At 62.6% G+C, this 12333-nt stretch carries 15 protein-coding genes; 9 read left to right on the forward strand and 6 right to left on the reverse strand.

Features of this window, described 5'->3' with window-relative positions; genetic code table 11:
• Positions 1 to 16: 16 nt before the first annotated feature.
• The 4 genes from coaE to MNBBLIKP_RS11955 are packed head-to-tail and all read right to left on the reverse strand — an operon-like array spanning position 17 to position 2887.
• On the reverse strand, positions 17 to 625 hold the full coding sequence (gene coaE, locus MNBBLIKP_RS11940) for a dephospho-CoA kinase (RefSeq protein ID WP_088310474.1): 609 nt from the start codon (positions 623 to 625) through the stop codon (positions 17 to 19).
• Positions 622 to 1476, reverse strand: a complete 855-nt coding sequence (locus tag MNBBLIKP_RS11945) for a shikimate dehydrogenase family protein (RefSeq protein WP_088310475.1) — start codon at positions 1474 to 1476, stop codon at positions 622 to 624. Before MNBBLIKP_RS11945 ends, coaE begins: the two co-directional genes overlap by 4 nt.
• Positions 1473 to 2060 carry a Maf family protein gene (locus MNBBLIKP_RS11950; RefSeq protein ID WP_088310476.1) on the reverse strand — a complete coding sequence of 196 codons (588 nt, stop codon included), beginning with the start codon at positions 2058 to 2060 and terminating at the stop codon, positions 1473 to 1475. Before MNBBLIKP_RS11950 ends, MNBBLIKP_RS11945 begins: the two co-directional genes overlap by 4 nt.
• Positions 2057 to 2887, reverse strand: coding sequence for a pyruvate, water dikinase regulatory protein (locus MNBBLIKP_RS11955; protein WP_088310477.1), 831 nt, complete (start codon positions 2885 to 2887; stop codon positions 2057 to 2059). The genes MNBBLIKP_RS11950 and MNBBLIKP_RS11955 overlap by 4 nt, the downstream gene beginning before the upstream one ends.
• Before the next feature lie 314 nt (positions 2888 to 3201).
• Here MNBBLIKP_RS11955 and hemE point away from each other — a divergent pair, with 314 nt between their 5' ends.
• From hemE to MNBBLIKP_RS11985, 7 genes are all read left to right on the forward strand, one after another.
• Positions 3202 to 4227: a uroporphyrinogen decarboxylase gene (gene hemE / locus MNBBLIKP_RS11960; protein ID WP_088310478.1), complete on the forward strand. Its 1026-nt coding sequence runs from the start codon at positions 3202 to 3204 to the stop codon at positions 4225 to 4227.
• A 67-nt stretch (positions 4228 to 4294) separates the two neighbouring features.
• Positions 4295 to 4750, forward strand: a complete 456-nt coding sequence (locus tag MNBBLIKP_RS11965; RefSeq protein ID WP_088310479.1) for a CopD family protein — start codon at positions 4295 to 4297, stop codon at positions 4748 to 4750.
• A 39-nt stretch (positions 4751 to 4789) separates the two neighbouring features.
• Positions 4790 to 6451 carry an NAD+ synthase gene (locus MNBBLIKP_RS11970; protein WP_088310480.1) on the forward strand — a complete coding sequence of 554 codons (1662 nt, stop codon included), beginning with the start codon at positions 4790 to 4792 and terminating at the stop codon, positions 6449 to 6451.
• Between the two features lie 83 nt (positions 6452 to 6534).
• Positions 6535 to 6786, forward strand: a complete 252-nt coding sequence (locus tag MNBBLIKP_RS17800; RefSeq protein WP_140420597.1) for a hypothetical protein — start codon at positions 6535 to 6537, stop codon at positions 6784 to 6786.
• A 439-nt stretch (positions 6787 to 7225) separates the two neighbouring features.
• Positions 7226 to 8482 (forward strand): transcription termination factor Rho, encoded by a 1257-nt coding sequence (gene rho / locus MNBBLIKP_RS11975; protein WP_088310481.1) that lies wholly within the window; start codon positions 7226 to 7228, stop codon positions 8480 to 8482.
• A 165-nt stretch (positions 8483 to 8647) separates the two neighbouring features.
• A complete protein-coding gene (locus tag MNBBLIKP_RS11980; RefSeq protein WP_088310560.1) occupies positions 8648 to 9151 on the forward strand; it encodes an AAA family ATPase in 504 nt (167 codons plus the stop codon).
• Positions 9148 to 9693 carry an AAA family ATPase gene (locus MNBBLIKP_RS11985; protein WP_254913026.1) on the forward strand — a complete coding sequence of 182 codons (546 nt, stop codon included), beginning with the start codon at positions 9148 to 9150 and terminating at the stop codon, positions 9691 to 9693. Before MNBBLIKP_RS11980 ends, MNBBLIKP_RS11985 begins: the two co-directional genes overlap by 4 nt.
• On the opposite strand, the gene MNBBLIKP_RS11990 is transcribed toward MNBBLIKP_RS11985, so the two are convergent.
• Positions 9678 to 10073, reverse strand: coding sequence for a nuclear transport factor 2 family protein (locus tag MNBBLIKP_RS11990; RefSeq protein ID WP_088310483.1), 396 nt, complete (start codon positions 10071 to 10073; stop codon positions 9678 to 9680). The genes MNBBLIKP_RS11985 and MNBBLIKP_RS11990 overlap by 16 nt on opposite strands.
• 47 nt (positions 10074 to 10120) lie before the next feature.
• On the opposite strand from MNBBLIKP_RS11990, the gene MNBBLIKP_RS11995 reads away from it, so the two are divergent.
• Positions 10121 to 11251: an aspartyl/asparaginyl beta-hydroxylase domain-containing protein gene (locus MNBBLIKP_RS11995; protein ID WP_176399754.1), complete on the forward strand. Its 1131-nt coding sequence runs from the start codon at positions 10121 to 10123 to the stop codon at positions 11249 to 11251.
• Positions 11252 to 11254: 3 nt separating this feature from the next.
• Here the strand turns inward: MNBBLIKP_RS11995 and MNBBLIKP_RS12000 are convergent, their stop codons facing one another.
• On the reverse strand, positions 11255 to 11953 hold the full coding sequence (locus MNBBLIKP_RS12000; protein WP_088310485.1) for a dienelactone hydrolase family protein: 699 nt from the start codon (positions 11951 to 11953) through the stop codon (positions 11255 to 11257).
• A gap of 117 nt (positions 11954 to 12070) precedes the next feature.
• Between MNBBLIKP_RS12000 and MNBBLIKP_RS12005 the strand changes: the two genes are divergently transcribed.
• A complete protein-coding gene (locus MNBBLIKP_RS12005; RefSeq protein ID WP_088310486.1) occupies positions 12071 to 12325 on the forward strand; it encodes a DUF6489 family protein in 255 nt (84 codons plus the stop codon).
• Positions 12326 to 12333: the final 8 nt, after the last annotated feature.

The following is a 12333-nucleotide window of genomic DNA, read 5'->3' on the forward strand; positions in this document are numbered from 1 at the left end:
CGCGCTATTTGTGACGCTATTTTGGCGGCAGGCCCGCCGTGATGGCATGAACCAGGGCTTGCACCGCGTGACGCGTTTCAGCCAGGCTTACCCCAGTATCGATAACATGATCGGCGCGGGCACGCTTTTCCGCATCCGGCACTTGCAGCGCGAGGATCTTTTCGAACTTTTCCGGGGTCATCCCGGGCCGGGCCAGGACCCGTTCGCGCTGCATCGCGGCCGGGGCCGAAACCACCACAACCGCATCCAGTCCGTGCTGTCCCGTCTTTTCATAGAGCAGCGGAATATCGAATACGATCAGCGGTGCGTTGGCATTATCGGCCAGGAAGGCCCGGCGCATTTCCGCCACTTCGGGATGGACGATTGCTTCCAGCAGCTTGAGCTTTTCAGGATTGCCGAACACTGCCGCACCCAGTTTCTGGCGATCAACCCCGTCCGGGCCGGTCGTGCCGGGAAAGGCGCGTTCGATCGGTTCGATGCAGGCCCCGCCTGGCCCCTGCAATTCATGGACGGCGGCATCGGCATCGAACACTGGCACGCCCAGCCCACGCAGCATCGCCGCGACCGCACTTTTGCCCATGCCGATCGAGCCGGTCAGGCCCAGAATGAACGGCTTCGCGCTCATCCGATCAGCAGCTTGCGCAGGTCCGCATCGCCATCCTTCGGCGGTTCGGCATCATAGAACCGGCGAAACGCCTCGCGCGCCTGGCCGACCAGCATTTCCAGCCCGTCATGCGTGCGCAGACCGCGCGCGGCGGCGGCGCGGAGCAGGGGGGTGTCGTGCGGATGGGTAATGATGTCATAGACGATCGCATCGCCGCGCAGGCTATCCACCGCCAGCGGCAGCGGCGGAAACCCTTCCATGCCCAGCGAGCTGGCATTGGCGACCAGCGCGCTGCGATCGGCGGCCTGCTGGGCCTGATCCCAGCCCAGCGCCTCGACCCGGCAAGACATCAAGGTGGCGGCCAGATCATCGAGCAGCCGCGCGGTCCCTTCGGCCGTGCGATTGACCACGGCAATGTCGCGCGCGCCCAGGCTGACCAGTCCGGCGATCACCGCCGCCGCTGCTCCGCCCGCGCCGAGCACGGTGACCCGTTCGCCCGACAGGTCCAACCCCGCGAGCGGTTCGACGAAGCCGGGCAGATCGGTGTTTTCCCCGGTCAGGGTGCCGTCTTCCTCGACAATCACGGTATTGACCGCGCCCAGCGCTTTGGCGGCAGGCGTGTGGTGATCGACCAGATCATAGCAGGCGCGCTTGTGCGGCATGGTGGCCTGAACCCCGGCAAAGCCGAGCGCGACCATCCCGCGAAAGGCGCGGGCCACTTCGCCCGGGCGCACCGGCAGCCGCACATAATGCCCGTCGATCCCCAGCCGGTTAAGCCAGAATTCGTGGATCTTCTGCGATTTCGATTGGGCCACCGGCCAGCCGATCAACCCCGCCAGCAGCGGCAGCGGGCGATCCGCGCGCCCGGTCATGCGGCCAGGTCCCCATGGACCCTGAGCGCGCCGAGCACAGCCAGCAGCGGCATGCCCAGCACGGTGAAATGGCTGCCTTCGATTTGGTCGAACAATTGCACCCCCAAGGCCTCGATCCGGAACACTCCGACACAGCCCGCCACCTGGGGCCATTCGCGGGCGAGGTAGCTGTCGATGAAGCTTTGCGAAAGGGGGCGGACCTGCAATTTCGCCACTTCGCCATGACGCCACAGCACCACGCCATCACGCGCCAGTGCGGCGGCGCTGTGCAATTCCATGGTCTGGCCCGAGAACAATTGCAGATGCGCGGCGGCTTCTGCGCGGCTGGCGGGCTTGTCAAACCGCCGAACGCCGACCTGGACCAGGCTGTCACTGCCCAGCACCAGCGCGCCAGGGCGGGCCTGTGAAATTGCCAGGGCCTTGGCTTCTGCCAGGGCTAGCGCAATCTGGGCCGGGGCGGCGCCCGCCATGCCGGCCTCAAGCGCGCGCTCGTCGATCCGCGCCGGGCAGGCTTCGAACGCGATCCCGGCGGCTTCAAGCATGTCCCGGCGTGACTGACTTTGCGAGGCGAGCACCAGAGTCATAATGCGCCGAAATCCTTGGGGGTGCGCGACTGGTTATAAAGGTTGATCACCGCCGCCGCGGTCTCTTCAATCGAACGACGGGTGACGTCGATTACCGGCCAGTCATTGTCAGCGTACATCCGCCGCGCAAAGGCCAATTCCCGCGCGACCCGGTCGGCATCGACATAGGCAGTCTCTGGAGCCTGGTTGAGCGAGAGCAAGCGGTTGCGGCGAACCTGGATCAACCGGTCTGGCGCGGTAGTCAGGCCCACGACCATCGGGTGTTTCAAGCCGAACAAGGCTGTGGGTGGCGGACTTTCCACCACGATCGGGATATTGGCGACCTTGTAGCCGCGATTGGCGAGGTAGATGCTGGTCGGGGTCTTGGACGTGCGCGACACGCCGGCCAGGACGATGTCTGCCTCTTCCCAATCCTCCCACGCCACCCCGTCATCATGGGCGATGGTATAGTGAATCGCATCAACTCGCGCGAAATAGGCCTCGTTCATCACGTGCTGGCGGCCGGGCCGGGCGCGTGGATGCTGGCCGAGGGCGGATTCTAGCGCGCCAATCGCATGATCGAGCACTGCCACAACCGGCAAGCCCAGCACCCCGCAGCGCTCTTCCAGCTTGAGCCGCAGTTCCGCGCTGGCCATGGTGTAGAATACCAGCCCCGGATTGGCCGCGACATCGCCCATGATCCGGTCAAGGTGCTGCTGCGAGCGGACCATTGGCCAAAAATGGCGCACCACATCTGCGCCTTCGAACTGCGCCAGCGCCGCCTTGGCGATGGCTTCAAGCGTTTCGCCGGTGGAATCGGACAGGAGGTGAAGGTTGAGCCGGGGCATGCGCCATCCCTGTGGACAGATGCTTGCATAAACCACGGGAGTAAGGCGGGGACAAGTTTCGGACTGTGTTTCCTGCCCGCTAACGCGATTTCTGCGGGGTACTTGTGGACATGTGCAAAGTGATTCCCACAGGCTGGGGATAGAGAGGATAAGTCCTGCTTGACCCGGCAAGGGCGGGGATTCGGCCCTGCGCGTGCCCCCTGTTCAGACCGGGACAAATCGGGCAAGGCGCGGCTGTTCGCGCTATCCACAGGCCAACTACTATCTACATCCTTATATAGAATCTTATTTGTATTTGATTGGAACCACGTTCGATGCCCGGATTGTTGCTTCGTACCCTGCGCGGTGAGAATGCCCCTGAGCGACCAGTCTGGTTGATGCGCCAGGCCGGACGATACTTGCCGGAGTACCGCGCCTTGCGGGCTGAAAAGGGCGGATTTCTGCCCTTGGTCTATGATAGCGCAGCGGCGGCCGAGATCACCTTGCAGCCAATCCGGCGGTTCGGGTTCGACGGCGCAATCCTGTTTTCGGACATTCTGATTGTGCCCTATGCCATGGGGCAGGATCTGGAATTCCTTGCCGGTGAAGGCCCGCACCTGTCGCCGCGACTGGTCGATCATGCGCTGACCAGCCTGACCGCGGTGCCTGAACGACTGAGCCCAATCTATGAGACCGTACGGCTGGTCAAGGCAGCCTTGCCCGCGGACAAGACCATGCTGGGCTTTGCCGGCAGCCCGTGGACTGTCGCGACCTATATGGTGGCGGGTGAGGGTAGCCGTGACCAGCACGAAACCCGCGCTATGGCCTATCGCGATCCGCAGGCATTCCAGGCGATCATCGATGCCATCGTTACAGTGACCGTGGATTACCTGGCTGGGCAGATCCAGGCCGGTGCCGAAGCAGTGCAGCTGTTTGACAGCTGGGCCGGCAGCCTGGCTCCCGCCGAATACGAACGCTGGGTGATCGCCCCCAACGCCGCAATTGTAAGCCAGATCCGGGCGCGCTTCCCCGATGTGCCACTGATCGGTTTTCCCAAGGGTTCGGGTGAAAAGCTTCCGGCCTATGCCCGTGAGACAAGGGTTGATGCGGTCGGGATCGATGAAACGATCGACCCGGTCTGGGCCGCGCGCGAATTGCCGGCGGGTCTGCCGGTGCAGGGCAATCTCGATCCGCTGTTGCTGCTGGCAGGCGGGGCCGAGCTGGAAAAGCAGGCGCTGCGGATCCTTGATGCCTTTGCGGGCCGCCCGCACGTGTTCAACCTGGGGCACGGAATCGGTCAGACCACCCCGATCGAACAGGTCGAAGCTTTGCTTGCGCTGGTCAGGGGCTGGCGAAAGTGATCCGCACTTCCTAAATCCCGGCGCGTGACCCCACTTGCAGGTGCGCGCAAAAGGGTTAGGGCTGCGTATGACCGAACACGTCGAATGGGTGCTTTCCGTGACCTATCTCTGGCTCAAGGCCGGCCATGTCATTTTCGTGATCTTCTGGATGGCCGGGTTGTTCATGCTACCGCGGTTGTTCGTTTATCATCAGGAATGCGCGGCGGACTCGCCTGACAATGCGCTGTGGATTCAGCGCGAACAGCGCCTGCTGAAGATCATCATGTGGCCATCGCTGGTTGTGGCCTGGGTGCTGGGGCTGATGATTGCCTGGCAGATGGGCTATTTCGGACAAGGCTGGTTCCACGTGAAACTGGCCGCCGTACTGGCCCTGTCGGCCTATCAGGTGTGGCTTGCAAATTATGCGCAGGCGCTGGCGCGGGGCGAACGCCGCTGGAGCGGCAAGATGCTGCGAATCGTAAACGAAGTGCCCGGACTTGCGGCAGCGGTGATCGTGATCATGGTGGTGGTCCGCCCGTTCTGAGCCTTGCGCTGGACCCTGCCCCCCGCCTAGGGTGCGACGATGACCGACAGCCTTTCCATCTCCCTTGCCCAGCTCAACCAGTCGGTTGGCGATATTGCTGGCAATGCGGCGGCAATGCTGGCGGCGCGCGAACGGGCACGCAGCGCCGGGGCTGACCTGATCGTGTTTCCGGAAATGCAGCTGGTTGGCTATCCGGCTGAGGATCTGGTGCTCAAACCGGCCTTTGTCGCGCGCGCGGCAGAACAGCTGGAGGCCATGGCGCAGGCCACGGCTGATGGCGGGCCCGCGATGCTGGTCGGTTCGATCTTCGTGCGCGACGGCAGCCTGCATAACGGCGTGGCCTTGCTCGATTCAGGCCGAATTGCCGAGGTTCGCTTCAAGCACGAATTGCCCAATTACGGCACTTTTGACGAGGTTCGGTTGTTTCAGCCCGGCCCGCTGCCTGAACCGGTTGTGTTCAAGGGCGTGATGATCGGGTTGCCGATCTGCGAAGACATCTGGCATCCCGACGTTTGCCGCCACCTTGCCGATTTCGGCGCCGAACTGCTGATCTGCATCAACGGCAGCCCGTACGAGATCGACAAGGATACGCTGCGGATCGACGGGGTGGCCAAGCGCCGCGCAGTCGATACCGGATTGCCGCTAGCCTATCTCAACCGGGTTGGCGGTCAGGACGAACTGGTGTTCGACGGGGCCAGCTTTGTGGTCAATGGTGATGGCAGTCTGGCCGTGCAGATGAACGATTGGGAAGAGCAGGAGGTTACCACCCATTGGACACGCACCGCGACCGGCTGGCGCTGCGACAAGGGACAGATCGCCCCGCTCGCCGATCATCCCGAGGACATCTATTGCGCCATGGTCCTGGCGCTTCGCGACTATGTGGATCGCAACCGCTTCCCGGGCGTGGTGCTGGGGCTGTCGGGCGGGATCGACAGCGCAATTTGCGCAGCGATTGCTGCCGATGCACTGGGGCCAGACCGGGTGTGGTGCGTAATGCTGCCGAGCCGCTTCACCAGCCAGCTGAGCCTTGATCTGGCCACCGATTGCGCGCGGATGATCGGGTGCCGGTACGATACGATTCCGATTGCCCCGGCAGTCGATGCTTTCGACACGATGCTGGAAGGCACTTTTGCCGACGCGCAAGTCGATATCACCGAAGAAAACGTCCAGTCGCGCATCCGCGGCGTGACCCTGATGGCGCTGAGCAACAAATTCGGGCCGATGCTGCTGACCACTGGCAACAAAAGCGAGATGAGCGTCGGCTATGCCACGATCTATGGCGATATGGCGGGCGGCTATAACCCGTTGAAAGACGCCTACAAGATGACCGTCTTCGCCATTTCCAAATGGCGCAACGCGCACAGGCCCAAGATCGGGCTGGGCCCCGACGGCCCGGTGATGCCCGACGGAATCATTACCCGCCCACCCAGCGCCGAACTGCGCCCCGACCAGAAGGACGAGGATTCACTCCCTCCCTATCCGGTACTCGACGCGCTGCTGCTCGGGCTGGTCGAACACGAGAAGAGCGTCGATCAACTGGTCAGCGAAGGGTTCGACCGCGACGTGGTGGTCCGGATCGAACGCCTGCTCAACCTCGCCGAATACAAGCGCCGTCAGGCCCCGCCGGGGGTCAAACTCGGCACCCGAAATTTTGGGCGGGATCGGCGCTATCCGATTACGAATGCGTTTCGGTCTGCCTGAATTGGAGGTCGTGCGGTGACGTAGACCGGACATTCCGGACACGACGACATTGCAGTTAAGGGGAAAGTTCGCAAAAAAGCATTGTGGTCGATGTTGTTTACCTCTCACCAAGAGAACCCGTACCCAATGTGGGTGACGAGGGGCGATGGCTTGTCGTAGAAGCAGTCGGTGGCCAGTTTTACGGCTCCGGCGGTTCATGGAAACAGACAGGGGAATGGGTAGGCTACGGCTCCCTAGCCGAGGACGATGTTTCGCTGGAGACCGCCCTTGCGGCTGCGGGGGCTTGGGCGGAAAAATATGGCGTGACGGTCATCTGGGTTCAGCTCAATCCCTAATATCAGCTCCCCCCAACATTCCGATCATTGCGGCAATACCGTCTCTCTCCTGAGAAGATCCGCCTCTGCGCAAGCCTAGAATCCTGACAGGGTCACGCAGAGGCCGCAGAGAAGATAGGGAGGTGCAGAGTTGCTGTTTCGCGCCGCAGGCTCTTGCTTTCCTGCAACGGTGCGACCTGCCGGAACGTCGGTACTGCAGCGCGGCCTCGCCGCCAGCACAACCCCTCCGCGCCTCTCTGCTTCCTCTGCGGCCTCTGCGTGAACCCCCCTTCCTTCTTCCTCGCCCCTCCGCGTGAATCATTGACCTCTCGCCCGCAAAAGCCTATCTGCACGCCACCGGCACAAGCCCGCGCCCCATGCGCGGCATGATCTGCTTTCCCCAAGCCCATCGATCCGCCGGCCATTCAGACTGACACTCCCACACGGATTTACCCCCGCAATGCATCTTAAAGAACTCAAGAAGAAAACCCCCGCCGAGCTGGTCGAAATGGCCGAAGAGCTTGAGGTGGAAGCCGCATCGACGTTGCGCCGCCAGGATCTGATGTTCGCGATCCTGAAGGAACTGGCCGAGGACGGCGAGGAAATCATCGGGCAGGGCACGATCGAAGTGCTGACTGACGGATTCGGTTTCCTGCGCAGCCCCGAAGCGAACTACCTTGCCGGGCCCGACGATATTTACGTGTCGCCCAACCAGGTCCGCAAATGGGGCCTGCGCACCGGCGATACGGTGGAAGGCGAAGTCCGCGCGCCCAAGGACGGCGAACGCTATTTTGCGATCACCAAGCTGATCAGCGTCAACTTCGACGATCCCGAGGCGGTCCGTCACCGGGTCAATTTTGACAACCTGACCCCGCTTTATCCCGATGAACGGCTCAACCTCGATACGCTCGATCCGACGGTCAAGGACAAGTCGGCGCGGGTGATCGACATCATTTCGCCGCAGGGCAAGGGCCAGCGCGCGCTGATCGTCGCCCCGCCGCGCACCGGCAAGACCGTGCTGCTGCAGAACATCGCCAAGGCAATTACCGACAACCATCCCGAAGTGTTCCTGCTGGTGCTGCTGGTCGATGAACGCCCGGAAGAAGTCACCGACATGCAGCGCAGCGTGAAGGGCGAGGTGATCTCCTCAACCTTTGACGAGCCCGCCACCCGCCACGTTCAGGTGGCCGAAATGGTGATCGAAAAGGCCAAGCGACTGGTCGAACATAAACGTGACGTGGTGATCCTGCTCGATTCGATCACGCGCCTCGGCCGGGCCTACAACACCGTGGTGCCCAGTTCGGGCAAGGTGTTGACCGGCGGCGTTGATGCCAATGCGCTGCAGCGCCCCAAGCGCTTCTTCGGCGCGGCCCGTAACATCGAGGAAGGTGGCAGCCTCTCGATCATCGCCACCGCGCTGATCGATACCGGCAGCCGCATGGACGAAGTGATCTTTGAAGAGTTCAAGGGCACCGGCAACAGCGAAATCGTGCTCGACCGCAAGGTTGCGGACAAGCGCATCTTCCCGGCGCTGGATGTCGGCAAGAGCGGCACCCGCAAGGAAGAGCTGCTGGTCGGTAAGGACAAGCTGTCGAAGATGTGGGTGCTGCGCCGGATCCTGATGCAGATGGGCACCATCGATGCGATGGAATTCCTGCTCGACAAGATGAAGGATTCGAAGAGCAACGAAGACTTCTTTGCGGCGATGAATCAGTAAGGGATTTGTGAATTGGGGCCGCTGTTGCGCAATTGCGACCCCAATCCAGCCCCGCTCGCCCTGAGCTTGTCGAAGGATGCGAATGCGGGCTGACTTCCTTCGACAAGCTCAGGATGAGCGGGTGAGGGCGCGTTGCCCGGGAAGTGAAGTTGTATGCCTGCCGACATGATTCTGATCGTTGGCTGCACTGGGGCCGGCAAAACGACCTACGCCCGCAAGCTAGCAGACGAGCTTGGGGCAGTGCGGTTCTCGATTGATGAATGGATGACCGCGCTGTTCTGGGCCGATAGCCCGCAGCCGATCCAGTTCGCGTGGACGATGGAGCGCGTCAATCGCTGCGAGGCGCAGATCTTTGCCATGGTCCGGCAACTGGCGGAGCGCGGGGTGCCGGCGCTGCTCGATCTGGGCTTCACCAAACTGGCCCACCGTGACAAATTCCGAGCACTTGCCGCCGAGACTGGACTGACCGCCGTGGTCCACTTCATCGATGTCCCCGCTGACCTCCGCTGGTTTCGCGTCAACCGCCGCAACACGCAGCGCGGCGAGACCTATGCGATGGAAGTGAACAAGCAAATGTTTGATTTCATGGAAGGTCTGTGGGAACCGCCGCTTGAGGCTGAATGGAGCGCGGGCGGGGGCCTAAGGATCGACGGATCGAGCAGCATTTGACCGGCGTTCGGCCCCGCCACGCCGTGCTGACCGGCGCGCCGGGGGCGGGGAAGACAACCTTGCTCGATGCGGCGGGTGCTGCGGGCATCCGCACTTCACCGGAATTGGCGCGCGAATTGCTGCGCCAGCCCGGTGGAATGGCCTTGCGCGAGACGGACCCCTTGCTGTTCGCCGAGGCCATGCTTGACGCGCATTTGCGCGAGTATCAGCGCTTTTCGGGCGAAGTGCAGCCAGTGATGTTCGATCGCGGGTTTCCCGATGTAGTTGGTTTCTATGACCTAACGGGCCAAGCCATTCCACTGCGGCTCGATCAGGTTTGCCGTACCATCCGCTATCACGGCCCAATCCTGCGCGCGGCGCCGTGGGCGGAAATCTATCGCCAGGATGCCGAGCGTATCCAGACTTGGGAAGAGGCGGTGGAGAGCGATCGGGCGATCATCGCAGCGTGGCGGCGCTATGGCTATGACGTGATCGATCTGCCGCTGGCGGGGGTTGAGGAGCGATTATCCGTTGTGAGGTCGTTGCTTCAACTTCCCGCTTGAAGCTGTGCCGCCATCATTTCCCAGAGTTTGTTCACGGCCTTAACTGGACGGACCATCACTTTGAAATCCTTGATCAAACCTGCGTCATCAAAGCGGATCAGATCAATCCCGTTGATGTGGATCCCATCGATTTCGGCTTCGAATTCCAGGCAGGCGTCATTGCCGTCAAGCAATTCACGGACATAGCGGAATTGGTCACCACCCAGCACTTTGGCGGCGCTGAGCAGGTAGAGCATGACCTTGGGCTTGCCCACTTGCGGTGAGTGGACCACGGGCGAGTGGAACACAGCATCATCCGCCAGCATCGCACCAAGCAGATCGGCATCAGCCCCGCTGTTCATATAGTCGTGCCAGCGCTTCACGCCGGTTTGTGCACTCATGATCCTCTCCTTGCCCTGAAGTCACAGCCTGCCCTATGCCTGCCGTCATGACCAGTGACTATCGTCAGGCGATCACGCAGGCCATGCAAGCATTGCAGGCGCGCGACCATCAGCGGGCGGCGGAACTGCTGCGTGCGGCCGCCACAACCGCGCCGCTGGCCGAAATGGCCTGGGTGCCGCTTGCCAATGCCGAACTGGCGCTGGGGCAGAATGACGCGGCCGAAGCGGCGATCGACCAGCAATTGCTGCTCAAACCCCGCGAGGTTGGCGCGCTGCTGCTCAAGGCTTACTTGCGCGAACAGGCCCGCGATGCCCGCGCGGCGAGCAGTTTCTATCGCACCGCGCTGGGTCAGGCGGCGCTGGAAGGCAATTTGCCGCCCGCGCTCGCTGCACTTCACGCCCATGCCGGCCGCTATCTGGGCGAGGCGGACAAGGGATTTGAAGCCTATCTGATCGATCAGGTCGGCACCGCACTGTCCCCGACCATGGCCGAGGCAATCGAGCTGCTGACCGGCAAGCGCGAGCTCTATCTGCAGGAACCCTCGGTATTCTACTATCCGGGGCTGCCGCAGAAGCGTTTCTATGACCCGGCGGAGTTCCCCTGGTTTCAGCCAATGCTGGCGCTGGTGCCGCAAATGCAGGCTGAACTGGCCGCAGTGCTGGGAGAGGGGGCCGAAGGGTTCGCTCCCTATGTCCACCGCAAGCAGCACCGCCCCGCGCCCAACACGCCTTTGCTCGACAGCCAGGACTGGACCGCGTTCCACTTCTGGCGCGATGGCGAGCTGGACGAGGGCAATGCCGCGCGCTGCCCGGCGACGATGGAAGCGTTAAGCCACGCGCCCTTGCCGCAGATTCCCGGGCGTTCCCCCAACGCGCACTGGTCGCGATTGCTGCCCGGCGCGCATATCGCCCCGCACACCGGCATGCTCAACACCCGGCTGATTTGCCACATCCCGATCCTCACTGCGCCGCAGTGCTGGTTTCGCGTGGGGAGCGAGACGCGCGGCTGGGAACATGGGGTGCCGCTGGTGTTCGACGATTCGATCAACCACGAGGCCAAGAACGATGGCAGCCAGGAACGCGTGATCCTGCTGTTCGAGATCTGGCGCCCGGAAATCGACACTGCCGACCGCGAGGCGATCGGCCGCATCTTTCAGGCGATTGGCCGGTACGAGTAGGGTTCAGGCGAGGTTGGCGGCCAGGAACTCCGTCGTTCGCGCATCGGCGAGCTGCGCGCCCGCCTCGTTCCGGCGGTCACCCATTTCCGCAGCAAAGCCGTGGTCGAGACCGACGTAATCGTGCAGCGTCACCTTGGGATGGCTGTCCAGCCCGGCATGGATCGCGGCCTGGGCTTCGGGTCCGACGAAGTGATCGGCGGTCGGGATGTGCAGCATCAGTGGATTGGCGATGGCGTGCGATTCGCCCAGCATCTGGTCGATCATCACCCCGTAATAGCCGACCGAGGCGTCAATATCGGTCCGCGCCGCCGCCATATAGGCCAGCCGCCCGCCCAGGCAGTAGCCCGCACAGCCGACCTTGCTCACGCCGTGCACGCTGCGCAGCCACTTGATCGTCGCTTCGATGTCGTAAATGCCTTTGTCCGGATCGTACTGGCCGAAATAGCCGAAGGCTTCCTGTAATTCGGCCTCGACATCGGGGTTGAGCTCCACGCCGGGGGCAAAGCGCCAGAAAATGTCGGGTGCAACCGCGAGATAGCCCTGTTCGGCCCACTTGTCGCACTTTTGCCGGATGCCTGGATTGACCCCGAAGATTTCGGGAATGACGATGATCGCCGCGCTGGGTGTGCCGGCCGGACGGGCCAGATAGGCGGGGATCGCGCCTGCTTCGTTCAGCGCCGGGATCGCTACCTGTTCGAACATCGCACTTCTCCTTGTGAAGCTTGTTTCACCTCGCCCTAAGCGCTTGGCGTGGACTTTGCCAAGGGCCTGTGCCAGCTTGGCGAACAGGGAGACTGACACTGCTGCCTGGAGGACGAAATGAAGATCAATGTCGAGATCGATTGCACCCCCGAGGAAGCGCGCCAGTTCCTGGGCCTGCCCGACGTATCGAAAGCCAACCAGTTCTACGTCGATGCCATCGCCAAGGGGATGAAAGGCGCAGCCAATATCGATCAGCTGCAGGATCTGGCCAAGGGCATCGCGCCGATGGGCCAGATGGGGCTCAAGCTGTTCCAGCAATTTGTTGAAAGCAGCAGCGCCTTTGCTGGTGGGACGAAAAAGAAGGACGACTAGCCTCGTTC

Origin of the sequence: Novosphingobium sp. B 225 (assembly GCF_002198665.1) — a bacterium.
Taxonomy (GTDB): domain Bacteria; phylum Pseudomonadota; class Alphaproteobacteria; order Sphingomonadales; family Sphingomonadaceae; genus Novosphingobium.

Coding starts and splice junctions, on each gene's coding strand:
- MNBBLIKP_RS11945 (WP_088310475.1), bottom strand. CDS start 1,476: ATGACCGGGCGCGCGGATCGCCCGCTGCCGCTGCTGGCGGGGTTGATC.
- rho (WP_088310481.1), top strand. CDS start 7,226: ATGCATCTTAAAGAACTCAAGAAGAAAACCCCCGCCGAGCTGGTCGAA.
- MNBBLIKP_RS11965 (WP_088310479.1), top strand. CDS start 4,295: ATGACCGAACACGTCGAATGGGTGCTTTCCGTGACCTATCTCTGGCTC.
- hemE (WP_088310478.1), top strand. CDS start 3,202: ATGCCCGGATTGTTGCTTCGTACCCTGCGCGGTGAGAATGCCCCTGAG.
- MNBBLIKP_RS12005 (WP_088310486.1), top strand. CDS start 12,071: ATGAAGATCAATGTCGAGATCGATTGCACCCCCGAGGAAGCGCGCCAG.
- MNBBLIKP_RS12000 (WP_088310485.1), bottom strand. CDS start 11,953: ATGTTCGAACAGGTAGCGATCCCGGCGCTGAACGAAGCAGGCGCGATC.
- MNBBLIKP_RS11955 (WP_088310477.1), bottom strand. CDS start 2,887: ATGCCCCGGCTCAACCTTCACCTCCTGTCCGATTCCACCGGCGAAACG.
- MNBBLIKP_RS11990 (WP_088310483.1), bottom strand. CDS start 10,073: ATGAGTGCACAAACCGGCGTGAAGCGCTGGCACGACTATATGAACAGC.
- MNBBLIKP_RS11950 (WP_088310476.1), bottom strand. CDS start 2,060: ATGACTCTGGTGCTCGCCTCGCAAAGTCAGTCACGCCGGGACATGCTT.
- MNBBLIKP_RS11970 (WP_088310480.1), top strand. CDS start 4,790: ATGACCGACAGCCTTTCCATCTCCCTTGCCCAGCTCAACCAGTCGGTT.
- MNBBLIKP_RS11980 (WP_088310560.1), top strand. CDS start 8,648: ATGATTCTGATCGTTGGCTGCACTGGGGCCGGCAAAACGACCTACGCC.
- coaE (WP_088310474.1), bottom strand. CDS start 625: ATGAGCGCGAAGCCGTTCATTCTGGGCCTGACCGGCTCGATCGGCATG.
- MNBBLIKP_RS11995 (WP_176399754.1), top strand. CDS start 10,121: ATGACCAGTGACTATCGTCAGGCGATCACGCAGGCCATGCAAGCATTG.